General features: G+C 70.5%; 22 protein-coding genes. 16 read left to right on the forward strand and 6 right to left on the reverse strand.

Translation table 11 applies throughout. The annotated features are described in order from the left end of the window. Positions 1 to 90: 90 nt before the first annotated feature. The 8 genes from NDW01_RS41490 to NDW01_RS41525 all read left to right on the forward strand — a co-directional run bounded on the left by NDW01_RS41490 (position 91) and on the right by NDW01_RS41525 (position 9698). Positions 91 to 732 (forward strand): HAD family hydrolase, encoded by a 642-nt coding sequence (locus NDW01_RS41490; RefSeq protein ID WP_308211884.1) that lies wholly within the window; start codon positions 91 to 93, stop codon positions 730 to 732. A 298-nt stretch (positions 733 to 1030) separates the two neighbouring features. Then, positions 1031 to 1459 carry a hypothetical protein gene (locus tag NDW01_RS41495; RefSeq protein WP_252830058.1) on the forward strand — a complete coding sequence of 143 codons (429 nt, stop codon included), beginning with the start codon at positions 1031 to 1033 and terminating at the stop codon, positions 1457 to 1459. Between the two features lie 255 nt (positions 1460 to 1714). Next, positions 1715 to 2713, forward strand: a complete 999-nt coding sequence (locus NDW01_RS41500) for an ABC transporter permease (protein WP_252830060.1) — start codon at positions 1715 to 1717, stop codon at positions 2711 to 2713. Between the two features lie 46 nt (positions 2714 to 2759). Next, positions 2760 to 4508: an ABC transporter substrate-binding protein gene (locus NDW01_RS41505; RefSeq protein WP_252830062.1), complete on the forward strand. Its 1749-nt coding sequence runs from the start codon at positions 2760 to 2762 to the stop codon at positions 4506 to 4508. An 80-nt stretch (positions 4509 to 4588) separates the two neighbouring features. Beyond that, positions 4589 to 5602: an ABC transporter permease gene (locus NDW01_RS41510; RefSeq protein WP_252830076.1), complete on the forward strand. Its 1014-nt coding sequence runs from the start codon at positions 4589 to 4591 to the stop codon at positions 5600 to 5602. Further along, the gene (locus NDW01_RS41515; protein WP_252830077.1) at positions 5599 to 6672 is read left to right on the forward strand and encodes an ABC transporter ATP-binding protein; all 1074 of its coding nucleotides are present in this window, start codon (positions 5599 to 5601) and stop codon (positions 6670 to 6672) included. The genes NDW01_RS41510 and NDW01_RS41515 overlap by 4 nt, the downstream gene beginning before the upstream one ends. A 91-nt stretch (positions 6673 to 6763) precedes the next feature. Continuing rightward, a complete protein-coding gene (locus NDW01_RS41520; protein WP_252830079.1) occupies positions 6764 to 7849 on the forward strand; it encodes an ABC transporter ATP-binding protein in 1086 nt (361 codons plus the stop codon). Between the two features lie 136 nt (positions 7850 to 7985). Beyond that, positions 7986 to 9698, forward strand: a complete 1713-nt coding sequence (locus tag NDW01_RS41525; RefSeq protein WP_252830081.1) for an ABC transporter substrate-binding protein — start codon at positions 7986 to 7988, stop codon at positions 9696 to 9698. A 115-nt stretch (positions 9699 to 9813) separates the two neighbouring features. On the opposite strand, the gene NDW01_RS41530 is transcribed toward NDW01_RS41525, so the two are convergent. From NDW01_RS41530 to NDW01_RS41555, 6 genes are all read right to left on the reverse strand, one after another. Continuing rightward, a complete protein-coding gene (locus NDW01_RS41530; RefSeq protein WP_252830082.1) occupies positions 9814 to 10299 on the reverse strand; it encodes an ABC transporter permease in 486 nt (161 codons plus the stop codon). Positions 10300 to 10332: 33 nt separating this feature from the next. Beyond that, positions 10333 to 11127: an ABC transporter ATP-binding protein gene (locus tag NDW01_RS41535; RefSeq protein ID WP_252830084.1), complete on the reverse strand. Its 795-nt coding sequence runs from the start codon at positions 11125 to 11127 to the stop codon at positions 10333 to 10335. Positions 11128 to 11348: 221 nt separating this feature from the next. Continuing rightward, positions 11349 to 12026: a response regulator gene (locus NDW01_RS41540; protein WP_252783550.1), complete on the reverse strand. Its 678-nt coding sequence runs from the start codon at positions 12024 to 12026 to the stop codon at positions 11349 to 11351. Then, complete coding sequence (locus tag NDW01_RS41545; RefSeq protein WP_252830086.1) at positions 12027 to 13205, reverse strand: sensor histidine kinase; 1179 nt, start codon at positions 13203 to 13205, stop codon at positions 12027 to 12029. It lies immediately after the preceding gene. Between the two features lie 195 nt (positions 13206 to 13400). Further along, positions 13401 to 14030, reverse strand: coding sequence for a 3'-5' exonuclease (locus NDW01_RS41550; protein ID WP_252830088.1), 630 nt, complete (start codon positions 14028 to 14030; stop codon positions 13401 to 13403). Positions 14031 to 14345: 315 nt separating this feature from the next. Then, positions 14346 to 15245, reverse strand: coding sequence for a RecB family exonuclease (locus tag NDW01_RS41555; RefSeq protein ID WP_252783547.1), 900 nt, complete (start codon positions 15243 to 15245; stop codon positions 14346 to 14348). A 440-nt stretch (positions 15246 to 15685) separates the two neighbouring features. On the opposite strand from NDW01_RS41555, the gene NDW01_RS41560 reads away from it, so the two are divergent. The 8 genes from NDW01_RS41560 to prcA all read left to right on the forward strand — a co-directional run. Further along, positions 15686 to 16816 carry a site-2 protease family protein gene (locus tag NDW01_RS41560; RefSeq protein ID WP_308211885.1) on the forward strand — a complete coding sequence of 377 codons (1131 nt, stop codon included), beginning with the start codon at positions 15686 to 15688 and terminating at the stop codon, positions 16814 to 16816. A 9-nt stretch (positions 16817 to 16825) separates the two neighbouring features. Beyond that, positions 16826 to 17758: a tRNA (adenine-N1)-methyltransferase gene (locus NDW01_RS41565; RefSeq protein ID WP_252830091.1), complete on the forward strand. Its 933-nt coding sequence runs from the start codon at positions 16826 to 16828 to the stop codon at positions 17756 to 17758. A 238-nt stretch (positions 17759 to 17996) separates the two neighbouring features. After that, on the forward strand, positions 17997 to 19769 hold the full coding sequence (arc, locus tag NDW01_RS41570) for a proteasome ATPase (RefSeq protein ID WP_252830093.1): 1773 nt from the start codon (positions 17997 to 17999) through the stop codon (positions 19767 to 19769). A 299-nt stretch (positions 19770 to 20068) separates the two neighbouring features. Then, the gene (gene dop / locus NDW01_RS41575; protein ID WP_256514446.1) at positions 20069 to 21583 is read left to right on the forward strand and encodes a depupylase/deamidase Dop; all 1515 of its coding nucleotides are present in this window, start codon (positions 20069 to 20071) and stop codon (positions 21581 to 21583) included. A gap of 233 nt (positions 21584 to 21816) precedes the next feature. Then, the gene (locus NDW01_RS41580; protein WP_252830095.1) at positions 21817 to 22026 is read left to right on the forward strand and encodes a ubiquitin-like protein Pup; all 210 of its coding nucleotides are present in this window, start codon (positions 21817 to 21819) and stop codon (positions 22024 to 22026) included. Between the two features lie 236 nt (positions 22027 to 22262). Beyond that, on the forward strand, positions 22263 to 23243 hold the full coding sequence (locus NDW01_RS41585) for an endonuclease VII domain-containing protein (protein WP_252830097.1): 981 nt from the start codon (positions 22263 to 22265) through the stop codon (positions 23241 to 23243). Between the two features lie 167 nt (positions 23244 to 23410). Beyond that, positions 23411 to 24214, forward strand: coding sequence for a proteasome subunit beta (prcB, locus tag NDW01_RS41590; protein WP_252830099.1), 804 nt, complete (start codon positions 23411 to 23413; stop codon positions 24212 to 24214). A gap of 51 nt (positions 24215 to 24265) precedes the next feature. Next, positions 24266 to 24956 (forward strand): proteasome subunit alpha (prcA, locus tag NDW01_RS41595; protein WP_252830104.1); only part of this gene is annotated, 691 nt, incomplete at its 3' end.

A 24956-nucleotide genomic window follows, 5' to 3' on the forward strand; every position in this document is an offset into this window, starting at 1 on the left:
CCCGCGACGGCCGTCCCTTTGGCGACCGTCGCACGCGTGACATAGGCTTCGTTGCCCCATTTCGGCGCGGGGGACGAAGGGAAGGTACGGGTGCTGCAGGCGGTCCTGTTCGACATGGACGGGTTGCTGCTCGACTCCGAGCGGCTCTGGCTGGAGGCCGAGGCCGAGGTGATGGCCTGGCTCGGCGGTTCGTGGGGACCGGAGCATCAGGAGTTCCTGGTCGGGGGCTCGCTCGACCGCACGGTCGCCTACATGCTCGAGCTGACCGGCGTGCCCGCCGCGCCCGAGGAGGTCGGCCGCAGGCTGATGGGCGCGATGGCCGAGCGGCTCCGGGCCGACGTCCCGATGATGCCCGGCGCGCGGGACCTGCTCGACGAGGTCCGCGGCGCCGGCCTGCCGTCCGCCCTCGTCTCCTCCACCCACCGGGTGCTGATGGAGTACGCCCTCGACGGCATCGGCCGCGACAGCTTCACCGTGACCGTGGCCGGGGACGAGGTGCGCCGGACGAAGCCGCACCCGGAGCCGTACCTCGCGGCGACCCGCCTGCTCGACGTCGACCCGCGCCGCTGCGTCGCCCTGGAGGACTCGCTCAACGGCGCGACCAGCGGGGCCGCCGCGGGCTGTCACGTCGTCGCCGTGCCCAGCGTCGTGCCGATCGAGGAGGCTCCGCGCCGTACGGTCGTCGCCTCCCTGCGCGAGGTCGACCTGGACCGCCTGCGCGCCCTGATCTGAACCCCCTGGCCGCCTCTGGGCCCTGACGTGGCCCCTGGACCGCCTCCGTGCCCTGGCCCTCTGGATCGCCCCGGGCGCCCTGGAGCCGCGCTCGACCGTCCCCGCCCGGTCCGGGTCCGGGACCACCCCGAGGTCATGCCCGGGGAGTACCCGGAACGGTCCCGGAGGAGGAGCGCCGAACACGTCATGACGTGTCAGGATGGAGACGTCATGAGATGGCCGGACCCCGGCCGGTCCGGCGGCGCCGTCCGCCTCGGACGGGCCGGCGGGACCGGCCGGGCCGCGGGTGAGGTGTGCGATGAGCGATGTCCTTCTGTTCACGATCAGCCTGGCGGCGACCGTGCTCGGCCTGCTGGGCAGCTGGGCGGCCCTCCGCAGGCGCGGCGCCGCGTCGGGCATGCGGGGCGCCGCCTGGTCCATGGTGCCGATGGCCGCCTATCTGACCGGCCTCACCAAGTTCCTGGCGGACCTGGCGTTCAGCCCGGTCAAGTGGGCCGGCGTCGCCCTGTTCGGCCTCGGCGCCCTCCTCTACGTCGCCTCCGGCATGATGCTGCGGAAGGGCTCGGCGGTGGAGGGCGGGCCCCGCCGGAAGGCCGAGCCGAAGAGCGCGCCGAAGGGCACGGCGCCCAAGGGCGAGATCGAACGCCGCCGGTCGGCCGGCGGACCGGCCGCCGACCCGGATCTGGCGGAGATCGAGCAGATACTGAAGAACCGCGGTATCAGCTGATGACCTGCGAAGATACCGGCATCTGGTGACGCTCCGCATTCGCCGCGTCGCGCTTTCGTGAGATCACGTCTGGCCTTGATGACGACGAGATCACAATCGAGACACGGGTACTAGCGCCAGCCTGCTCACGGGCGTGAGAGTCATCTCCGGGGAGGTAGGTTCCCTCTCCGATGGACCGCAACGACGGGTGTCCGCAGGTTGGCCCCTGGTCGGTCCTGAGATGAACAACGCGGCCGAACGTGGGAGGTACCTGTCGTGACCGCACCGATCGAGGTCACCGGGTCAGAGCTCGAGGCCAGGCCCGATGCCGTCCTCGGCGGCGCGCGAAAGATCGAGGGACGTTCCCTCGGCCAGATCGCGTTCATGCGCCTGCGGCGCGACAAGCTGGCGATGACCGGCGGGATCGTCGTCGTCGTGCTGATCCTGGTGGCGATCTTCGCTCCGTGGCTGACCGACTGGTTCGGTCACCCGCCGAGCGAGTTCCACCAGGACCTGATCGACCCGAACCTGCAGCGCCCGCTGCACGGCCCGTGGCACTCCGGGATCAGTGGGAAGTTCCTCCTCGGCATCGAGCCGACCAACGGCCGGGACATTTTCAGCCGCATCGTCTACGGCGCCCGGATCTCCCTGCTGATCGCCTTCCTGGCGACGCTGATGTCCGTGGTGATCGGCACCGTCCTCGGCATGATCGCCGGCTACTTCGGCGGCTGGGTCGACACCCTGATCGCCCGGGCGATGGACGTCTTCCTGGCGTTCCCGCTCCTGCTGTTCGCGATCGCGCTCGGCGGCGTGGTGCAGGGCAAGGCGTTCGGGCTCTCCGGCAACGGCCTGCGCATCGCTCTGCTGATCTTCATCATCGGCTTCTTCAACTGGGCCTACATCGGCCGGATCATCCGCGGCCAGACCCTGACGCTGCGCGAGCGGGAGTTCGTGGACGCCGCGCGGGCGATGGGGGCGCGCGCCCCGTACATCCTGTTCCGTGAGGTGCTGCCCAACCTCATCGCCCCGATCCTGGTGTACTCCACGCTGCTGATCCCGACGAACATCCTGTTCGAGGCGGCGCTGTCCTACCTCGGCGTCGGCGTCAGCGAGCCCACCCCGACGTGGGGCGCCATGCTCTCCCAGGCGGTGCCGATCTACTCGGTCGACCCCTGGTTCATGGTGGTGCCCGGTCTGGCCATCTTCGTGACGGTGCTGGCCTTCAACCTGTTCGGCGACGGCCTCCGCGACGCGCTCGACCCGCGGGCCCGCTGACCGCACGCCTTCTCCAAGAAACCCCCACAAGGAGGAACGTAGCCAAATGAGGAGAACCATCCCTCTCGTCGCGACAGGGCTCGCGGCGACCCTCGCTCTGGCCGCCTGCGGCGGCGGGAGCGGCGGTTCGGGCACCAGCGGCGGTGACGGCACGTTCAACGCCGCGCTGACCAAGCCCGTGAACGCGTCGACCAAGACCGGTGGCACCCTCCGCCTGGCCAACTCGGGCGACTGGGACAACGTCGACCCGGCCGACACGTACTACGCCTACTCGTGGGACTTCGCCCGCCTCTACGGCCGTACGCTGATGATGTTCAAGTCCGTGCCCGGCCCGGACGGCGCGCAGCTGACCCCCGACCTCGCGCAGGGCCCGGGTCAGCACAGCGCGGACCTGAAGACCTGGACGTACAAGCTCAAGCCGGGCATCAAGTACGAGGACGGCACCCCGGTCCGGGCGCAGGACATCAAGTACGACGTCGAGCGGTCGCTGGACAAGAAGGTCTTCCCGAACGGGCCGACCTACTTCAACGACTACCTCGACCTGCAGGGCTACACCTCGCCCTACAACGACAAGACCCCCGGCAAGCTGGGTCTCAAGGCCGTCGAGACGCCGGACGACCAGACGATCATCTTCCACCTGAAGAAGCCGTTCGCCGCGTTCGACTACTTCGCGATGCTGCCCGCCACCATGCCGGTGCCCCCGGCCAAGGACACGGGCGCGAACTACAAGCAGCACGTCGTCGCCACCGGCCCGTACAAGTTCGAGAACTACACGCCGGGCAAGTCGATGGCGCTGGTCCGCAACACCAACTGGGACCCGAGCACCGACCCGAACCGCAAGCAGCTGCCCGACCGGATCGAGGTGCAGCTCGGCATCAACGCCGACGACCTCGACAACCGCCTCATCAACGGGTCGCTGGACAGCGACGTCGTCGGGACGGGCGTGCAGGCGGCCGCCGCCGCCAAGATCCAGTCGCAGCCGCGGCTCAAGAAGAACGCCGACGCGGCGCCGACGGCCCGCCTCTGGTACACCGCGATCTCCAGCGACGTCGCGCCGTTCGACAACATCCACTGCCGTCGCGCCGTGGAGTACGCCGCCGACAAGCAGGCCATGCAGACCGCGTTCGGCGGCCCGCTGTCCGGCGGTGACATCGCGACGCACCTGCTGATGCCGCTGATCCCCGGCAGCAAGGACATCAACCCGTACCCGTCCGGTCCGGGCAACCACGGCGACATCGCCAAGGCCAAGCAGGAGCTGGCGGCCTGCGGCAAGCCCAACGGCTTCAAGACGGTGCTCACGGCCCGCACCGAGCGGACCAAGGAGGTCAACGGCGCGCTGGCTCTCCAGCAGAGCCTCGCGAAGGTCGGCATCCAGGCGGAGATCAAGAAGTTCCCGCAGGGCGACTACTTCAAGCTGTACGCCGGCAAGCCGGAGTACGTGAAGAAGAACGGCCTCGGCCTGATCATGATGGCGTGGGGCGCGGACTGGCCGGAGGGCTTCGGCTACCTGTCCCAGATCGTCGACAGCCGCGTCATCCGCGACGCCGGTAACACGAACCTCGGCGTCAAGGACCCGGAGGTCGACAAGCTGGTCGACAAGGCCGCCGTCACCCCGGACGCGACCGCCCGCAACGACCTGTGGGCGCAGATCGACGCCAAGGTCATGGACGACGCGTACATCATGCCGTTCCTCGACGTGAAGGGCCTGCTGTACCGGCCGCCGGGCGTGAAGAACGTCTTCGTGAACCAGGGCCTCAACGGCCTGTACGACTACGCCCAGATGGGCGTGAAGTAACCTCCGCTCCTTAGAAGGCAGGTGAAGGCCGTCGGTGGCCGGCGGGCGAGTCCGCTCGCCGGCCACCGTGGCCGGGCACTGTGGTCACATTCCTCATCCGGCGTCTCATCGCCGCGATCGCGCTGCTCATCATCGTCAGCATGGTGACCTTCGCGATCTTCTTCCTCGTCCCGAGGCTGACCGGGGCCACCACCGCGGACCTCGCCTCGCGGTACGTCGGCAAGAGCGCCGGACCGCAGGCGATCCACGAGGTCGAGGTACGGCTCGGGCTGAACAAGCCGGTGGCGATCCAGTACTGGAACTTCGTCAAGGGCATCATCATCGGCGCCCACTACGACTTCGGACCGTCGAAGGTCTACTGCGGGCCACCGTGCTTCGGCTACTCCTTCATCAACCAGACGCCGGTCTGGCCCGACCTGCTCGACCGGGCCCCGGTCACCCTCTCGCTCGCGGCCGGTGCCGCGATCATCTGGGTGATCTTCGGCGTCACGGCCGGCGTGATCTCCGCGCTCAAGCGGGGCACGGCGATCGACCGCATCTCGATGGGCATCGCGCTGGCCGGCGTCTCACTGCCCATCTTCTTCACCGGTCTGCTGTCGCTGGCCATCTTCCGTGACAACCTGAACTGGTTCCCCAACGCCGGAACCTACGTGGGGCTGACCCAGAACCCGCTCCAGTGGGCCTCGGCACTCGCCCTGCCGTGGGTCACCCTCGCGTTCCTCCAGGCGGCCCTGTACGCCCGGCTGACCCGTGCGGGCATGCTGGAGACGATGGGCGAGGACTACATCCGGACGGCGCGCGCCAAGGGACTGCCCGAACGCACCGTCATCGTCCGGCACGCCCTGCGGTCCACGCTCACCCCGGTGCTCACGATCTTCGGCCTGGACCTGGGCATCCTGCTCGGCGGCGCGGTGCTCACCGAGAGCACCTTCTCCCTGCCGGGGCTGGGCAAGTTCGCCATCGACTCGATCAACAACAACGACCTTCCGCGCGTGCTCGGCGTGGTGATGGTGGGCGCGTTCTTCATCGTGCTGTGCAACCTCGTCGTGGACGTCCTGTACGCCGTGGTCGACCCGAGGGTGAGGCTGTCGTGACCGAGGACCAGACCACGGACAAGACCGCCGAACCGGCTTCCGCCGCGGCGCCGAAGTCGTTCCTGGACGTCCGGGACCTGCGCATCCACTTCCCGACCGACGACGGGCTGGTCAAGTCCGTCGACGGCCTGTCGTTCCAGCTCGAACGCGGCCGCACGCTCGGCATCGTCGGGGAGTCCGGCTCGGGCAAGAGCGTGACCAGCCTCGGCCTGCTCGGCCTGCACAACCGCCGCAACGCGCGGGTCTCCGGCGAGATCTGGCTGGACGGCCAGGAGGTCGTCGGCTCCTCGCCGGAGCAGGTGCGCCGCCTGCGCGGCCGGAAGATGGCGATGATCTTCCAGGACCCGCTGTCGTCGATGCACCCGCTGTACACGGTCGGCGCCCAGATCATCGAGGCGTACCGGATCCACAACGACGTCAGCAAGGAGGTCGCGCGCAAGCACGCGATCGACATGCTGGGCCGGGTCGGCATCCCGCAGCCGGACAAGAGGGTCGACGACTACCCCCACCAGTTCTCCGGTGGTATGCGGCAGCGCGCGATGATCGCGATGGCGCTGTCCTGCGACCCCGAGCTGCTCATCGCCGACGAGCCGACCACCGCGCTCGACGTGACCGTCCAGGCGCAGATCCTCGACCTGATCCGTGACCTGCAGGACGAGTTCAACTCCGCCGTCATCATGATCACCCATGACCTGGGCGTGGTGGCGGAGCTGTCCGACGACATCCTCGTGATGTACGGCGGCCGGTGCGTGGAGTACGGCTCGGCCGAGGACATCTTCCACCGGCCCGAGCACCCCTACACCTGGGGCCTGCTCGGCTCGATGCCGCGGCTGGACCGCGACCGGTCCGAGCGTCTCATCCCGATCAAGGGCTCCCCGCCCAGCCTCATCAACGTCCCGGCCGGCTGCGCGTTCAGTCCCCGCTGCGCGTACTCCGAGCTCAACGAGGGCCGCAGTGAGACGGAGCGGCCCGAGCTCCGCGAGGTCGCGCCCGGCCACCGTGTCGCCTGCCACCTCGGCAGGGAGGACCGGCGCCGCATCTGGAACGAAGAGATCCGGCCGAAACTGTGATCGAGGAGATCGTGGGGGACGGGCACGCCGCGCCGGCACGTACCGTCGATGGATGGCACCGGCCGGACGGCCGGATCGAACTGGAGAGACAGTGACTACACCCGACAGCGAGGTCGTGGCGGACCAGCGACCGGCCGGTGACGGCGACGCGCTGCTGGAGGTCCGCGGGCTCCGCAAGCACTTCCCGGTCACCCGCGGCGCGCTCGTCAAGCGCCAGGTGGGGGCGGTCAAGGCGGTCGACGGCGTCGACTTCGCGGTGCGCCCGGGCGAGACGCTCGGCCTCGTCGGCGAGTCCGGTTGCGGCAAGACCACCACCGGCCGGATGATCACGCGGTTGCTGGAGCCGTCGGACGGGCAGATCGTCTTCGAGGGCCAGGACATCACGCACGTGTCGCAGGGCAGGATGCGGCCGCTGCGGCGCGACCTTCAGATGATCTTCCAGGACCCGTACTCCTCGCTGAACCCCCGCAAGACCGTCGGGTCGATCATCGGGGCGCCGTTCCGGCTGCAGGGCATCGAGACCGAGAACGGCGTCAAGCGGGCCGTGCAGGACCTCCTCGAGGTCGTCGGGCTCAACCCCGAGCACTACAACCGCTACCCGCACGAGTTCTCCGGCGGCCAGCGCCAGCGCATCGGGATCGCCCGCACCCTCGCGCTGCGGCCGAAGCTCATCGTCGCGGACGAGCCGGTCTCCGCGCTGGACGTGTCGATCCAGGCCCAGGTCGTCAACCTCCTGGAGGACCTGCAGGAGGAGTTCAACCTCACCTACATCGTGATCGCCCACGACCTGTCGGTGGTGCGCCACATCTCCGACCGCGTCGGCGTCATGTACCTCGGCAAGCTCGTCGAGATGTCCGACGCCACCAACCTGTACGACAGCCCGATGCACCCCTACACGGTCGCGCTGCTGTCGGCGGTCCCGATCCCCGACCCGGCCAAGCGGAAGGGGCGCGAGCGCGTCCGGCTGCAGGGCGACGTGCCGAGCCCGCTCAACCCGCCGCCGGCCTGCCGCTTCCACACCCGCTGCTGGAAGGCGCAGGAGATCTGCGGCAAGGTCGAGCCGCCCCTTGTCGAGGTCGTCCCGGGGCACCGCGTCGCCTGCCACTTCCCCGAGAACGCCCCCGAGGGCGCGGGGGAGAAGGTCACGAAGGCGGCCGAGCAGGCGGACCTCGCCTGAGGCCGAGCCGTCGGCTCCACTCTCGCCTCAGCGAGCCGTCCGCCCCAGACGCGGGACGCGGACGGCCGCCGAGGCGTGGTGAAGCTCTCACAGCGCCGATTCGTGCAAAACATGCACTCACTGCAATAATTTACTCGTGAGCGGTAGATTCGCGGCCTGTGCCGTCCTCCTCCTGCTCGGTGCCGTCGCCTGCGGCGGACCGGCCACGGTGCGTCCCGACACGTCGTTCGACCAGGCGTCGTCGCGTGTCGTGTACCCGTCCACCGCGCGTGGGGGCACCCTGCGCCTGGCCGTGACCGACGCCCCGGTCTCCCTGGACCCCGGCGACGCCGGGCTCGCCTACGAGGCGGACCTCGCCCGCCTGTACGCCCGCTCTCTCGTCACCTACGCCCCGGCTCCCGGATCCAACGGGCTGCGGCTCGTGCCCGACCTGGCGGAGACGCTCGGCCGGCCCGGTGACGGCGGCCGGACCTGGACGTACAAGCTGCGCGCCGGGCTCACGTACGAGGACGGCACCCCGGTCCGGGCCCGCGACGTCAAGTACGCGGTCGCGCGCAGCTCCTACACCTCCCAGCTCAGCGACGGGCCTCGTGACCTGCGCGAGGCTCTCCGCGGCGCCTACTGGGGCCCGTACCTCGACCACGACCTCGACCACTTCACCGGCGTGACCACGCCGGACGACCGCACGGTCGTGTTCCACCTCAAGCGACCCGACTACGACTTCGACCAGCTCGTGGCCAGCCCGCAGACGGCCCCCGTGCCGCAGGCGAAGGACACCCGGCTCGACTACGAGCAGCACCCCCTGTCGACCGGACCGTACCGGTTCGAGCGGCACGACATCGGCACCGGTTTCACGCTGGTGCGCAACCCGCACTGGCACGACGACCCGAACCGCACCGCGCTGCCCGACCGCATCGAGGTGACCGAGCGCGTCGCCGCCGCGGACCTCGACGCGAGGCTGGGCTCCGGCCGCCTGGACGCCGACCTGGCGGGCGCGGGCGTGCAGCCCGCGACCCGGAACACGATCCTGGCGGCGCCCACCGCCAAGGCCCATGCGGACGACCCGCTGACCGGGCTGGTGCACTACGCCGCGCTGTCGACCCGTGTCCGCCCGTTCGACAACGTGCACTGCCGGCGGGCCGTCCAGTACGCCGTCGACCGCACGGCGGTCCAGAGCGCCTACGGCGGGCCCACCGCGGGCGTGCCGGCCACCAACGCCCTGCCGCCCACGGTCACCGGATACCAGGCCGCCGATCCGTACCCCTACGACCTCACGCGGGCACGGCGGGAGCTGGCGGCGTGCGGTCACCCCAACGGGTTCGGCACGGGCATCGCCGTGCGCGCGGACCGGCCGGGCGACGTCGCCGCCGCCCAGGCCCTCCACCAGGCGCTCGGACGGATCGGAATCGACGCGCGGGTCACCGAACTCTCGGCGTTCCAGTGGGGGAGCACGGCCGGTTCCCCCGCGTACGTCCACCGGAACGGCCTGGGCGTCCTGATCGGCTCCTGGGCCGCGAACGAGCCCACCGGCTCCGCCTTCCTGCGCCCCCTCACCGGCACCGTCACGAGGGTCAACAACCTGAACCTGATGGAGCTGCGCGACGCGAAGGTGAACCGGTACCTCGCCCTGGGCGCCCGCACCCCCGACGCCACGCGCCGCGCGCAGCGATGGGCCGACGCCGACCGCGCCGTCATGCAGACGGCCGCCTTCGTTCCCCTCCTCGCCGAGAAGACCGTGCTGTACCGCCCCGCGGCGCTCGCGAACGTCTACGTCCACCCGGCCTACGGGATGTACGACTACGCCGCGCTCGGCCTGCGGTCCGCGGCCCGGACGACGGCGTCCCCCTGACCGGCCGCGCGGCGGCGATCAGGGGGACGGTCGCGACGGTCGGGACACCGGCCCTCTCGGGACACCGGCCCTCTCGGGAGACCCCGCCCTGTCGGGAGGCCCCGGTCCGGCTCCGTCAGGACGTCCCGGGCTCCGTCAGGACGTCCAGGCCGGGCCTGTCAGAAGGTTCCGGGCTGCTCGACGGCGACGGCCTTCGAAACATCCATGCGGGAGGCCCGCCATGCCGGCCACAGGGCCGCCAGGACCCCGATGACCGCGGACAGCACCAGGTAGCCGGCCAGGTGGTCACCGGCACGCTCAGGACGTTCAGGCCCTGGCCGCGCAACGCCCGCTGGAGGCCGATCCCGGCGATGACGCCGATGGCGAGGCCGAGCACCGCGCCGAACACCGCGATCAGCACCGACTCCGGGCGGATCATCCGCCGCGTCTGCCGCCGGCTCGTGCCGATCGCCCGGAGCAGCCCGATCTCCCGGGTCCGCTCGATCACCGACAGCGCGAGCGTGTTGATGATCCCCAGCGCGGCGACGACGATGGACAGGGCCAGCAGCGCGGTCAGCAGCAGCACGAACTGGCCGACGCCGGTCGACGGCAGGCAAGGCATGCGCGACGAGGTTGCGCACGGTCACCCTGAGCATCACCGGTAGCCGACCCCCGGCAGCTCGAAACCCTTCATGCGCTCCAGCACGCTCTCGGCCGTCGGATCCGACATCCGGTCCACCAGCCGCCCGTCGGCCAGGAAGAGCACCAGATCCGCGTACGCGGCCGCCACCGGGTCGTGCGTCACCATCACGACCGTCTGTCCCATCTCCCGCACCGCGTTGCGCAGGAACGCCAGCACCTCCGCGCCCGACCGGGAGTCCAGGTTGCCGGTCGGCTCGTCCGCGAAGATGATCTCCGGGCGGCTCACCAGCGCGCGGGCGCACGCCACCCGCTGCTGCTGGCCGCCGGACAACTCGCCCGGCCGGTGCGACAGCCGCTCGCGCAGCCCGAGCGAGTCGACGACGGCGTCCAGCCACGCCTGGTCCGGCCTACGGCCGGCGATGTCCAGCGGAAGCGTGATGTTCTCCAGCGCCGTCAACGTCGGGACCAGGTTGAACGCCTGGAAGACGAAACCGATCCGGTCCCGCCGCAGCCGGGTGAGCCGCTTGTCGTCCAGCCGCGTCAGGTCCACGTCGCCGACGAACACCCGCCCGGAGTCCACCGAGTCCAGGCCCGCCATGCAGTGCATGAGCGTCGACTTGCCCGAGCCCGACGGCCCCATGATCGCGGTGAACAGGCCGGCGGGGAGGTCCACCGACACCTCGTTCAGCGCGACGACCTTCGCGTCACCCCGGCCGTACTCCTTGACGATCCGATCGGCGCGCGCGGCCGGCGCGGCCGTCACGAGGGCGGAAGGATCGCCGGTCACGGGGGAGGGGGTATCGGTCACGGAAGGAACTCCTGCTCACCTGCGGTGTTCTGTCCGAATGAGACTAGGAGCCGCAGTGAGCCGTTTCGTCGGCCCAGCGAACGGAGACCGCTTCCCCCCGCAGACGGAGCGCCCGGACCGCCTCCTCCTCGGGGATGAAGACGAAGAACGCCCAGGGACGAGGAGACGGACGTCAGGGGAGGAACAACGCGGACGCCGGGGAACCGGGAGGGCGAGCGCGCCTAGCCCTGGCCCGGCTGGGTGAGGCCCGTCTCGTACGCGAAGACGACGGCCTGCACCCGGTCGCGGAGCCCGAGCTTGGCCAGGAGGTTGCCCACGTGCGTCTTCACGGTCGTCTCGCTCACGACGAGCTCCGCCGCGATCTCGGCGTTCGACAGGCCGCGGGCGACGTGCCGCAGCACCTCCAGCTCCCGCTCGGTGAGCATCCGCAGCCCGCGCGGCGGCGCGGTCTCCCGCACGGCCGGCAGCCGCGTCGCGAACTTGTCCAGCAGCCGCCGCGTCACGCTCGGCGCCACGATCGCGTCGCCGGCCGCCACGATCCGGATCGCCGTCACCAGATCCTCCGGCGGCGCGTCCTTCAGCAGGAACCCGCTGGCCCCCGCCCGCACCGCCTCGACGACGTACTCGTCCAGGTCGAACGTCGTCAGGATCAGCACCCGCGGATCGTGGGTCGCCGCGCCCTCCCGGACGATCCGGCGCGTCGCCTCGATCCCGTCCACGCCCGGCATCCGGATGTCCATCAGGACCACCTCCGGCAGCAGCGTCCGCGTGAGCTCCACGGCCTGGGCGCCGTCGCCGGCCTCGCCCACCACCGCGATGTCGGGCTCGCCCTCCAGGATGAGCCGGAAGCCGGTGCGCAGCAGCGGCTGATCGTCGACGAGGAGCACCCTGATCGTCACCTAGACCTCCAACGGGAAACGGGCGCGGACTTCGAACCCACCACCGGAACGCGGCCCGATCCGCAGATCGCCACCATAGAGGGCGACCCGCTCACGCATGCCCACCAGCCCATGCCCACGGCTGCCGTTCTGGCCCAGCCCGGCCGCCAGTCCACGGCCGTCGTCCTCGACCTCAACCATGAGCTGCCGGTCCGCGTAGTGGATCCGCACCCAGGCCCGCGCCTGCGGGCCCGCGTGCTTCAGCGTATTGGTCAGCGCCTCCTGAATCAGGCGGAACGCCGCCAGGTCCACGCCAGGAGACAGGTTCCGGCTCTCCCCCTCGATCCACAACTGCACCTGCAGCCCCGTCTCCCGCAGATGATCGACCAGCTCGCCCACGTCGTTCACCCCCGGCTGCGGAGACAGCTCACCCCGCACCGGCTCCGCCTCCGTCCGCAGCACCCCGACCAGCCGCCTCATCTCGCCCAGAGCCGTACGCCCCATCTGCTCGATGGTGCTGAGCGCGTCGCGCACGGCATCCGGATCGCGCTCCAGAATCCGCCGCGCCGCTCCGGCCTGAACGGTCATCACGCTGACGTGGTGGGCGACCACGTCGTGCAGCTCGCGCGCGATGCGCGAACGCTCCTCCGTACGCGCCGCCCGCGCGTCCGCCTCCCGCGCCCGCTCGAGCCGCCGCGCCCTGGCCTCCAGCTCGTTCAGGTACGCCCGGCGCAGCCGCAGGCTCCGGCCCAGCCACCACACGCCCACGAACAGGACCGTGTTGCTCACCGCCGGCCAGAAGTCCGCGCCCGCCGCGATCAGCAGCCCGATGAACAGCATCAGCGTCAACGCGCCGACGGGCAGGCTGGTCGCCATGCCCCGATGCGCCGCGACGGTGTAGATCGCGATCAGCATGGCCACGGCGGGCGCCGACACGTCATACCCCATCACCGTCAGCGTTCCACAGACCGCCATGACGAACGCCAGCACCCCGACCGGCATGCGCCGCCGCGCCGTGAGCGACATCAGGGCGACGCCGCTGAGCACCACGCTGAAGACGTCCGGCCCCGGAGCGCCGTTGCCTCCCTGCAGCACGACCGCGGCCAGGTAGGCCACCGTCAGGAGCACGGCCATGAACGCATCCGCCGTGACCGGATGCGCCTCCAGCCACGCGCGGCGACCACGAATCAGCTCGGACACACCCACACGTTATGGCGTGTGACGGTATGTGGTCCCCTCCTGCGCGCGGATCCCGTCTCCTCCTCGGGGATGAGGTCACCGGCGGGTGCGGCCGGGACATCACCGCATGACGTGTCCCTACGTCCGCCGTGCGGTCCGGCCGGGGGCACGCGGGGCGGAGTGGGGGTACGTCCGCCGTGCGGTCCGGCCGGGAGGTCACCGGACCGGGGCGCCGTCCCACGCCATCAGGTTCTGCAGCAGCTCCGCCTGCTCGACCGCGTCGTCCAGCGCGTGGTGCGTGTGCCGCCGACGGGACAGCAGGTGACGCGGCATCCTTCCCTTGACCGACCGGGTCACCGTCTCCCCGGACCTGGCGGCGTACAGCGTCTTGAGGTCGATGAAACGTGAGTGCCCGAACGGCGACCCCGTCTCGGCGAACCGTACGAAGTACCAGTACAGGAACATCCAGTCGAAGCCCAGCGGATACGCCGCGAACACCGGCTTGCCGCCCTCCGCCCGGCCGGCCGCCTCGACCCACCGGGCCGCCGCCGACATGGCCTCCGCCGGATCCCGGCCCTCCCGCAGCAGCCGATCACGGTCCAGGCCGCTGACCGCCAGCGCGTCCGCGTCGTACTCGTCACTGATCGGGCGCAGCTCGGCGTAGAACGTCGTCGCCTCCGGATCGCGCCGCGTGAACGTCCGGCCGTCGTACGTCCCGGCCACCGCCAGCCCGAAACTGATCATGGAATACGGGCCCGGGATCGGCCCGTCGGCCTCCACGTCGGCCGAGATGTACACGTCCGGGGCGGGTCCGCCCGGTGACCTCGGCGTCTCGTTCCGGCTCATATCAGCCGATCATGCCGGTCGCCGGACGCCCGGTCACCTCATTTTCGTCCGCACACACCGGTGGCGGCGGCTCTCATCGGCCGTCCGCCCGGACCGGTCCACACGCCGTCGCGTGGACCCGCCTCACACGCCATCGCGCCGACCCCCACACGCGTCATCGCGGAAGCCGGTTTCCGCACTTCTCGCGCGGGCCGACCGCCCACGTCGTCGCGCCGACCGGCCTCACACGCCGTCGCGCCGACCGGCCGCACGCGCCGTCGCGGGGCCGGGCTCACACGTCGTGCGCGGATTGGCCTCGCCGTCGCGGGGCCGGGCTCACACGTCGTCGCGGGGATCCCGCGGCGACACCTCTTCCCGCGGCAGTCCCGGCCCGCCGGCCACGGCCGGCAGCGGTGGCGGCTCTCCGCCGAACGACGGGCAGCGCTCCTGGTGATCGCACCAGTCGCACAGCCGGCTCTTGCGCGGCCGCCACTCGCCGGAGTCCATCGCCCGGCGGATCGCCTGCCACAGCGCGTCGACCTTGCGCTCGGTCGCGCGCAGGTCGGCCTCGTCGGGGGAGTAGCGCAGCACCTCGCCGTTGCCGAGGTACATCAGCTGCAGCAGCCGGGGCACCGTGCCGCGCAGCCGCCACAGCACCAGCGCGTAGAACTTCATCTGGAAGAGCGCCCGCGCCTCGAAGTCGGCCCTCGGCGCCTTGCCCGTCTTGTAGTCCACCACCCGGACCTCACCGGTCGGGGCGACGTCCAGCCGGTCGATGTAGCCGCGCAGCTGCAACCCCGAGTCCAGGACCGTCTCGACGTACAGCTCACGGCTCGCCGGCTCCAGCCGGCGCGGATCCTCCAGCACGAAGTAACGCTCGACCATCGCCCGCGCCTCGGCCAGCCACTCGGCGCGCGCCGTCTCGACGTCCTCGCCGTCGAACAGGTCCGCGAGCTCCGGCTCCTCGGTCAGCAGCCGGTCCCACTCGGGCCCCAGCAGCTCCAGCGCCGTCGCCGGCGTTCGCCGCGCCGCCGGGATGTCGAACAACCGCTCCAGCACCGCGTGCACGAGCGTGCCGCGCACGGCCGCCGGACTCGGCCGCTCGGGGATCCGGTCGATCACCCGGAAGCGGTACAGCAACGGGCACGTCATGAAATCGCCCGCCCGCGACGGGGACAACGTGCCGATCACTCGGGCGCCGTCCGGGGACGTCGCGCCGGTCTCGATGGCCGTCATGCCCGCAACCCTAGGGGAGACCGACGACAGAATCGCGCCGGAACATGCCCGGCACCCACCGGCCGGGATCCACCGCCGGGACTCACCAGCCGGGACTCACCAGCCGGGACTCACCAGCCGGGACTCACCAGCCGGGACTCACCAGCCGGGACTCACCAGCCGGAACTCACCAGCCGGAACTCACCAGCCGGGACCCACCGGCGGCCGACCTGCCGCCGACCGGTGGAACCGCCGGCCGGCCACCGGTGGAAACGCCGGTCCGGCATCGGCGCGACCGCAGGCCGACCGGCCACCTACCGGCCGGCCACCTGCGGCAACGGCGGCCGGTCGCCGGCCGAACCGTCGGGCGATCGCCGGCCGAGCAGTGGCGGGACCATCCGTGGGAACGGCGTCCGACGCCCTTAGGCGGCCTTGACGACCAGACGCGTACCATTCCCCACGTGGCAGACAGCACCCCCCGCGACCGCGGCCCCTCCCACCGCCCGGGCATCCTCATGGGACGGCCGTTCGGCATTCCGGTGTACGTCTCGCCCACCTGGTTCATCGTCGCGCTCATCATCACGGTGATGTTCGAACCCACCGCGCTGCGCATCGTCGACCGGCCGCAGAGCTACCTCGTCGCCTTCCTGTACGCCGTGCTGCTCTACGGCTCCGTGCTGGTCCACGAACTCAGCCACTCCGTCGTCGCCCGCGGCTTCGGCCTGCCCGTACGCGCCATCACCCTGCACGTGCTGGGGGGCGTCTCCGAGATCGAGCGCGAGCCGCGCACCCCCGGCCGCGAGTTCGCCGTCGCGGCGGCAGGCCCGGCGCTGTCCCTCGCCCTCGCCGCCGCCGGCTACGCCGTCCTCCACCTCGTCGGCCTGCCCCCGGTCGCCGAACTGCTCGTCGAGGCGCTCACCGTCGCCAACCTCATCGTCGGGGTCTTCAACCTCCTGCCCGGCCTGCCCCTCGACGGCGGCCGGATCGTCCGCGCCGGAGTGTGGAAGCTCACCGGGCGCCAGCGCGCCGCCACCGTCACCGCCGGCTGGATCGGCCGCGCCGTCGCCCTCGCCGTCCTCGCCCTCAGCGCCGCCATGTCCGTCACCGGCGGAGGCCGCTGGCTCACGGTGCTCTGGGGCGCCCTCGTGGCGTCGTTCATCTGGATGGGCGCCAGCGAGGCGATCCGGGTCGCCGTACTCCGCGAGCGCATCCCCCTCCTCAACGCCCGCGCCCTCGCCCGCCGGGCCGTGCGCGTCCCGCAGAACCTGCCCCTCGCCGAGGCGATCCGCCGCGCCCGCGAGGCGCGCGCGGGCGCCATCGTCGTCGTCGGACACGAGGGAGACCCGGTCGGCATCGTGAGCGAGAGCGCCGTCAACGCCACCCCGGAGAACCGCCGTCCCTGGGTCGACGCCTCGGCCCTCACCCGCACCCTCGACCCCGGCCTGATCCTGCCCGCCGATCTGGCCGGCGAGGACCTCCTGGCCGCGCTCCAGCGCACCCCCGCCACCGAGTACCTCCTCGTGGAGCCCACAGGGGAGATGTACGGCGTGCTCGCCACCGAGGACGTCAGCCGGACCGTCGCGAGGCCGTAGCCTTAGAACATGACCGAACCCTCCTCCGCCGGTTCTCGCATGCCCAAGGTCCCGCACGGGCCGTTCCGTCCCGGCGACCGGGTTCAGCTGACCGACCCCAAGGGCCGCATCAACACCGTCACCCTCCAGCCCGGCAAGATCTACCACAGCCACAAGGGCTCCATTCCGCACGACGAGATCATCGGCAGCCCCGAGGGCAGCGTCTTCCGGTCCTCCGGCGGCACCGAGTACCTCGCCTTCCGCCCCCTCCTCGCCGACCACACCCTCCGCATGCCGCGCGGCGCCGCCGTCGTCTACCCCAAGGACGCCGCCCAGATCCTCGCCGCCGCCGACATCTTCCCCGGCGCGCGCGTCGTCGAGGCCGGCGCCGGCTCCGGGGCGCTCAGCTGCTGGCTCCTGCGCGCCGTCGGCGAGCACGGCGTCGTCTCCTCCTACGAGCGCCGCGAGGACTTCGCCGAGATCGCCCGCGCCAACGTCGAGGGCTACTTCGGCGGCCCGCATCCCGCCTGGCGCCTGACCGTCGGCTCCCTCGAGGACGCCCTGACCGACACCGACGTCGATCGCGTCGTCCTCGACATGCTCGCCCCCTGGGAATGCCTCGACGCGGTCGCCAAGGCCCTCGTCCCCGGCGGCATGGTCTGCGCCTACGTCGCGACCACGACCCAGTTGTCCCGCGTCGTCGAGGCGCTGCGCGAGCACGGCACGTTCGCCGAGCCGTACGCCTTCGAGACGCTCGTGCGCTCCTGGCACGTCGAAGGACTCGCCGTCCGCCCCGACCATCGCATGGTCGGCCACACCGGCTTCCTCGCCACCGCCCGGCGGCTCGCCGACGGCGTACGCCCCCCGGCGCGGCGCCGCCGCCCCGCCAAGGGCGCCTACGGCGAGACCACCGAGACGACGACTGAGCGACCCGAGGCCGAAGCCGATCTGTCCGGAGAGTGACGAGAATCTCTCCGCTCGGCACGACCCCCTCCGGACGCCAGGACTTGCGCCGTCAAGGCCGTGAAGCGATCTTTTTCTCGACGGCCGGGGGGTTCCGCCGAAGGTCCTCCGTCCCGGGGACCTGCCACTTCATCCTGAACATGGTTCCCACGCCACGACACGAGTACCCATGGGCCAGGTTACGGAGGCGCTCAGGATAGGTAGGGTTTCAGGTAGGTCGTCGTCTCTGCCTGAGGAGGTGACGAGCGTGGCCGCTCGTGACGATGCCGGGGCGCGTAAGGCGCAGCACGAAAAGGAGGTCCGCGACCTCCAGACGCAGGTCTCCTTCCTGGAGGAGGAGATCTCCGTGCTGCGCCGCAAGCTCGCGGAGTCCCCCCGACAAGTTCGTGTACTCGAAGAGCGCCTTCACGAGGCGCAGGCAAGTCTGGCCGCGGTTACGGGCCAGAACGAACGTCTCGTGGCGACTCTCAAGGAAGCCCGAGAGCAGATCATCGCCCTCAAGGAGGAGGTCGACCGGCTCGCACAGCCACCGTCGGCCTTCGGAACGTTCCTCGCCGCGCGCGAGGACGGCACGGTCGACATCTTCACCGGTGGCCGCAAGCTGCGGGTGAACGTCAGTCCGGGCATCGAGATCGACGAGTTGCAGCGTGGCCAGGAGGTCATGCTCAACGAGGCGCTCAACGTCGTCGCCGCTCTCGAGTTCGAGACGCAGGGCGAGGTCGTGATGCTGAAGGAGGCCTTCGAAGACGGCGAACGCGCCCTCGTGATCGCCCACGCCGACGAAGAACGCGTCGTCAAGCTGGCCGAGCCCCTGCGCGGGATCGCCCTGCGCGCCGGCGACTCGCTCATGCTGGACACCCGATCCGGATACGCCTACGAGAAGATCCACAAGGCGGAGGTCGAGGAGCTCGTCCTCGAAGAGGTCCCCGACATCTCCTACCAGGAGATCGGCGGCCTCGGCCCGCAGATCGAGCAGATCCGCGACGCCGTCGAGCTGCCCTACCTCCACGCCGACCTGTTCCGCGAGCACCAGCTCCGTCCTCCGAAGGGCGTCCTGCTGTACGGCCCGCCCGGCTGCGGCAAGACCCTCATCGCCAAGGCGGTCGCCAACTCGCTCGCCAAGCAGGTCGCCGAGAAGACCGGTGCCGAGGGGAAGAGCTTCTTCCTCAACATCAAGGGCCCCGAGCTCCTCAACAAGTACGTCGGCGAGACCGAGCGGCACATTCGCCTGGTCTTCCAGCGGGCCCGCGAGAAGGCCTCCGCGGGTACCCCCGTGATCGTGTTCTTCGACGAGATGGACTCCATCTTCCGCACCCGCGGATCCGGTGTCTCATCCGACGTCGAGAACACCATCGTCCCCCAGCTGCTGTCGGAGATCGACGGCGTCGAGGGCCTGGAGAACGTCATCGTCATCGGTGCCTCCAACCGGGAGGACATGATCGACCCGGCGATCCTCCGCCCCGGCCGGCTCGACGTGAAGATCAAGATCGAGCGTCCGGACGCCGAGGCCGCCAAGGACATCTTCTCCAAGTACATCCTCACGGACCTGCCGCTCCACCCCGACGACCTGAAGGAGCACGGCGGCTCTCCGGAGGCCACCGTCGACGCGATGATCCAGCGCGTCGTCGAGCGGATGTACAGCGAGACCGAGGAGAACCGCTTCCTGGAGGTCACCTACGCCAACGGCGACAAGGAGGTCCTGTACTTCAAGGACTTCAACTCCGGCGCGATGATCCAGAACATCGTCGACCGGGCCAAGAAGATGGCCATCAAGGACTTCCTCGACAGCGGGCAAAAGGGCATGAGGGTGACCCACCTTCTCGCGGCCTGCGTCGATGAGTTCAGCGAGAACGAGGACCTGCCCAACACCACCAACCCCGACGACTGGGCCCGCATCTCCGGCAAGAAGGGCGAGCGGATCGTCTACATCCGCACGCTCGTCTCCGGCAAGCAGGGCACCGAGGCCGGGCGCTCGATCGACACCGTCGCGAACACCGGGCAGTACCTCTGACCGACGAGGAACCCGCGGCGGCCGGAATCCGTTTCCGGCCGCCGCGCGGCATTCTCCGAAGAGATCTTCGCTCCGTACGCCCGGCCGCGCTGTGACGCGGACCACAACGGCCGTACGACCTCACCACGCCATGACCACGGCTTGACCGAAGTCATGGCACCCCCTGCATCCGCCATTGCCCCGACGGTGCGCCGAGGCCGTCCGAGACCGGATCCGGCCTCCCCTCCCGTGACCGGTTTCGCATCACGATCGCGCCGCGCCGCACAGGACCACCGCCATCGAGCATTAGGCTCGGACCTATGAGCGTGCGGCGGGTGATGGGGATCGAGACCGAGTACGGCATTTCCGTGCCCGGTCAGCCAGGGGCCAACGCGATGGTGACCTCCTCGCAGGTCGTCAATGCGTACCTCGCGGCGTCGGCGGCGAAGGCCAGGCGGGCGCGGTGGGACTTCGAAGAGGAGAACCCACTGCGCGACGCCCGCGGCTTCGACCTGGCCCGTGAGGTCGCCGACCCCACACAGCTGACCGACGAGGACCTCGGCCTGGCCAACGTCATCCTGACCAACGGGGCCCGCCTCTACGTCGACCACGCGCACCCGGAGTACTCCACGCCCGAGTGCACCAACCCCCGGGACGCCGTCATCTGGGACAAGGCCGGAGAGCGCGTCATGGCCGACGCCGCCGCCCGCGCCGCCCGGGTGCCGGGCACCCACCCGATCCAGCTGTACAAGAACAACACCGACAACAAGGGCGCCTCCTACGGCTGCCACGAGAACTACCTGATGCGCCGGGAGACCCCGTTCTCCGACATCGTCCGGCACCTCACGCCGTTCTTCGTCACCCGGCAGGTGGTCTGCGGCGCCGGCCGCGTCGGCATCGGCGTGGACGGCCGCGGCGACGGCTTCCAGATCAGCCAGCGGGCCGACTTCTTCGAGGTCGAGGTGGGCCTCGAGACCACCCTCAAGCGCCCCATCATCAACACCCGTGACGAGCCGCACGCCGACCCGGAGAAGTACCGCCGGCTGCACGTCATCATCGGCGACGCGAACATGAGCGAGGTCTCGACCTACCTCAAGCTCGGCACGACCGGCCTGGTCCTCGCCATGATCGAGGACGGCTTCCTCACCGTCGACCTGTCGGTCGACATGCCGGTCGCCACCCTGCGGGCGATCTCCCACGACCCCAGCTGCAAGCACCTGCTCACCCTGCGCGACGGCCGCAAGATGACCGCCGTGCAGCTCCAGATGGAGTACCTCGAGCAGTCCCGCAAGTACGTCGAGGACCGGTTCGGCGGCGACGCCGACGACCTGACCAGGGACGTCCTCGACCGCTGGGAGTCGGTCCTGCAGCGGCTCGGTGACGACCCGATGCAGCTGTCGCGCGAGCTCGACTGGGTCGCCAAGCTGGAGCTGCTCGAGGGCTACCGCACCCGCGACGGGCTCGACTGGTCCCACCCGCGGCTGCAGCTCGTCGACCTGCAGTACTCCGACGTCCGGCCCGACCGCGGTCTGTACAACCGGCTCGCCGCGCGCGGGCGCATGGAGCGGGTCGTCAGCGACGCCGAGATCGTGGCGGCGATCGAGGACCCGCCCGAGGACACCCGCGCCTACTTCCGCGGCCGGTGCCTGCGCCAGTACGCCGACTCCGTCGCGGCGGCGTCCTGGGACTCGGTGATCTTCGACGTGCCGGGTCGCGAGTCGCTGCAGCGGGTGCCCACCCTGGAGCCGCTGCGCGGCACCAGGGCGCACGTGGGCGCCCTCCTGGACCGCTGCCGCACCGCCTCCGACCTCGTCTCGGCCCTGACCGGCGAGTGACCCGCACGCCCGCTCGTACGCCCTCCTCGGCCCGCGTACGGGCGGCCGTGGAGACCGGTGCCGCTGTGATCGCTGCACAGTTGTGACGGGTATGACCGTTTCGCGGAGATGGCGACCGGCGATAACGGCGTCAGGAGACCAACCGCCGATCGGCGTGGCGCACGCTCAGTGATCCACTCCGCGTCGGTGGTCGGCGATAGAGTCGAGGTCTCGGCACGAACGGGAGGACCACGATGGCAACGAGGGACACCGGCGGTCAGCGGCAGACGACCCGGCGCGAGGACGAGGTCGACGAGACCCAGACCGCGCCCAGCGAGGACGTCCAGGAGCGCCAGGAGAAGCTCACCGACGACGTCGACGCAATCCTGGACGAAATCGACGAGGTCCTCGAAGAGAACGCCGAGGAATTTGTCCGTAGTTACGTGCAAAAAGGCGGCCAGTGAGGGATATGTCCGGTTTAATCCCTCTGAGCAAACGGTGCAAAGACTGCGGAGAGGTCAAACCGGCGGCAGATTTCTGGCGCCGGAAGCAGTCGCCCGACGGCCTGGCTCTGTACTGTAAGGAGTGCTTCGGCCTTCGCAACGCCGCCGCTTATCGGAAAAGGCGGGCGGCGGAAGGAAAGTCGGCGCGCGACTACCGTCGGCATTCCGCCGTTCCGGATGGCATGAAGTACTGCGCCGTGTGCAAAGAGATCAAACCGATCTCCGAATTCGGCCGTAATCGGGCGGAGCCCTCGGGGCTGGCTTCTTATTGCCGTCGCTGCCATAACAAGGCGATGGCCGAGATCAAGGCCAAGAAGCACGGCAGTACGCGGAGCTACCACCTCCAGCGTCGGTATGGGATGACCGAGTGCGAAGTCGATGAGCTCGCCCAGAGGCATGGGGATCTCTGCCTGATCTGCCTGCACCGGCGCTCATTGCACGTTGACCACGACCATGCCACCGGAGAGGTCCGGGGGATGCTCTGTTTCAGCTGCAACGGCGCGCTCGGCCAGTTCAAGGATGACGCCATCGTCATGCGTCGGGCCGTCGACTATCTCGAAGGCAGGCTGGTCGAGCCCGTGCGGCCGCGACGGGCGGCGCGCCGCTCGAGAGGCGCCGCGAAAAGCCGCCGCCATTACCGGCTGATGCAGAAGTATGGGATCGGCGCGGATGAGGTCGAGCGGCTGATCGAGAGCCAGGGCGGCATCTGTCCGATCTGCCGGACGGCGGAGCCGGCGCACGTCGACCACGACCACGTCACCGGGGCCGTGCGGGGGGTCCTGTGCGGCGACTGCAACACGGGGATGGGGCAACTGCGGGACGATCCCTGGCTCGTCCGCCGGGCGATCGAGTATCTGACGGGTGGGCTGTCGGGGATCCGGCTGACCGGGGACGGCGGTTTCGAGGTGGCCGTCGTACGCCCGCGGCGGTCCGAGGAGGTCGTCGATCCGGGATGGCTCCTGGCGCGAGCCTGCATGGACGACCTGGCGCTCCTGCACGCGATGGCGGAGGGGCACTCGGAGGATCCCTGGGAGACGGATGTGTCCGTGGTGGGGCCGGGGCCGTCGGAGGAGCGGTTTCCCGCACTCGATCTGAGCGACCCGGGGTCTCCGGATCGCGGCGCGTTGCCGCGGGAGCCGCTGGGGCCGCCGGAGTGGGCCTTGACGGCCGCTGACTGAGCCGGTCGGGTTCGCCCTGGGCGGACGAGGGCAGGGATCACCGGTATGCGCCTGACGTCACAGTGACAGTAGGGTCTGAGTTGCGGAGGCGCATCGCATCCGCTGCCTTTGGAAGGAGTCGTGTGACGTCGCAAGGTTCCGCGCCGGGGCGTCTACCGGGCGCGTTCATGAGCCAGGGCCCCCCGTCGTTCACCGAGTTCCTCTCGTCGTACTCGCCGGGACTGCTGCCCGGGTCGCGCGAGCTTCCGGCCGGGGTGTCGGCCGGGGACAAGATCCCGCACGGCACGACGATCGTCGCGATCACGTTCCCGGGTGGTGTGGTGATGGCGGGCGACCGGCGGGCCACCGCGGGCAACGTGATCGCCCAGCGGGACATCGAGAAGGTCTACCGCGCCGACGAGTACTCCGCCGTCGCGATCGCGGGCACCGCGGGCATCGGCCTGGAGGTGGTGCGCCTGTTCCAGGTGGAGCTGGAGCACTACGAGAAGATGGAGGGCCGTACGCTCTCGCTGGAGGGCAAGGCCAACCGGCTCGCCACAATGGTGCGCGGCAACCTGGGCATGGCCCTGCAGGGTCTCGTGGTCGTGCCGCTGTTCGCCGGTTACGACGAGGACGAGGACCGCGGCCGGATCTTCAGCTACGACCCGGCCGGCGGGCGGTACGAGGAGCAGGACTTCTACAGCATCGGCTCGGGGTCGGTGTTCGCGAAGGGTGCGCTGAAGAAGCTGTTCCGGCCGGAGCTGTCCGAGGAGGACGCGGTCGTCGCCTCGATCCAGGCCCTCTACGATGCGGCGGACGACGACTCGGCCACCGGCGGCCCGGACCTGACCCGCCGGATCTTCCCGGTGGTCGCCGCGGTCACGGCCGACGGGTACCGGCGGTTGCCGGACGAGGAGGTCGGGGGTCTGACGGAGCGGGTCGTCGAGGGACGGATGCGCTCGCCGGGCGGGCCGTCGGCTCCGCTGCTGTAACGTCCGCGATCTCGAGTAGTGAACGAGTAGTAAGGAACGCCACCGGTGTCCATGCCGTTCTACGTGTCGCCCGAACAGCAGATGAAGGACAAGGCCGACTACGCGCGTAAGGGCATCGCGCGCGGCCGCAGCGTCGTCGTGCTGCAGTACGACGACGGCATCCTGTTCGTGGCGGACAATCCGTCCCGCGCGCTGCACAAGATCAGCGAGATTTACGACCGGATGGCGTTCGCCGCGGTCGGCAAGTACAACGAGTTCGAGAACCTCCGCCAGGCGGGCGTGCGCTACGCCGACGTCAACGGGTACATGTACGACCGCCGTGACGTCACCGCGCGGGGTCTGGCGAACGCCTACGCGACGACGCTGGGCACGGTGTTCACCGAGATGAACAAGCCGTACGAGGTGGAGCTCGTCGTCGCGGAGCTGGGCGAGGACGCCGCCTCGGACCAGATCTACCGGCTGACGTTCGACGGGTCGGTCGCCGATGAGCACGGTTACGTCGCGATGGGCGGTCAGGCCGACCAGGTCGCGGCGGCGCTGCAGGAGCACTACGAGGAAGGGCTGCCGCTGGCGCGTGCGCTGCGGCTCGGCGTACGGGCGCTGGAACGGCAGGACGCCGACCGGCATCTGGAGGCCGAGCAGCTGGAGGTCGCGGTGCTCGACCGGAACCGGACGCACCGGTTGTTCCGCCGGCTGCCGCCGGCGCGCATCCGGACGCTGCTGGAGGAGGCCGGCACGGGGA

Source organism: Actinoallomurus soli (assembly GCF_024055715.1).
Lineage (GTDB): Bacteria > Actinomycetota > Actinomycetes > Streptosporangiales > Streptosporangiaceae > Actinoallomurus > Actinoallomurus soli.

Excerpts from the sequence above, each read along its gene's own strand:
- NDW01_RS41495 (WP_252830058.1), top strand. The coding sequence starts at position 1,031 with ATGAGCGATGTCCTTCTGTTCACGATCAGCCTGGCGGCGACCGTGCTC.
- NDW01_RS41505 (WP_252830062.1), top strand. The coding sequence starts at position 2,760 with ATGAGGAGAACCATCCCTCTCGTCGCGACAGGGCTCGCGGCGACCCTC.
- NDW01_RS41530 (WP_252830082.1), bottom strand. The coding sequence starts at position 10,299 with ATGCCTTGCCTGCCGTCGACCGGCGTCGGCCAGTTCGTGCTGCTGCTG.
- NDW01_RS41550 (WP_252830088.1), bottom strand. The coding sequence starts at position 14,030 with ATGAGCCGGAACGAGACGCCGAGGTCACCGGGCGGACCCGCCCCGGAC.
- NDW01_RS41555 (WP_252783547.1), bottom strand. The coding sequence starts at position 15,245 with ATGACGGCCATCGAGACCGGCGCGACGTCCCCGGACGGCGCCCGAGTG.
- NDW01_RS41565 (WP_252830091.1), top strand. The coding sequence starts at position 16,826 with ATGACCGAACCCTCCTCCGCCGGTTCTCGCATGCCCAAGGTCCCGCAC.
- dop (WP_256514446.1), top strand. The coding sequence starts at position 20,069 with ATGAGCGTGCGGCGGGTGATGGGGATCGAGACCGAGTACGGCATTTCC.
- NDW01_RS41580 (WP_252830095.1), top strand. The coding sequence starts at position 21,817 with ATGGCAACGAGGGACACCGGCGGTCAGCGGCAGACGACCCGGCGCGAG.
- prcB (WP_252830099.1), top strand. The coding sequence starts at position 23,411 with ATGAGCCAGGGCCCCCCGTCGTTCACCGAGTTCCTCTCGTCGTACTCG.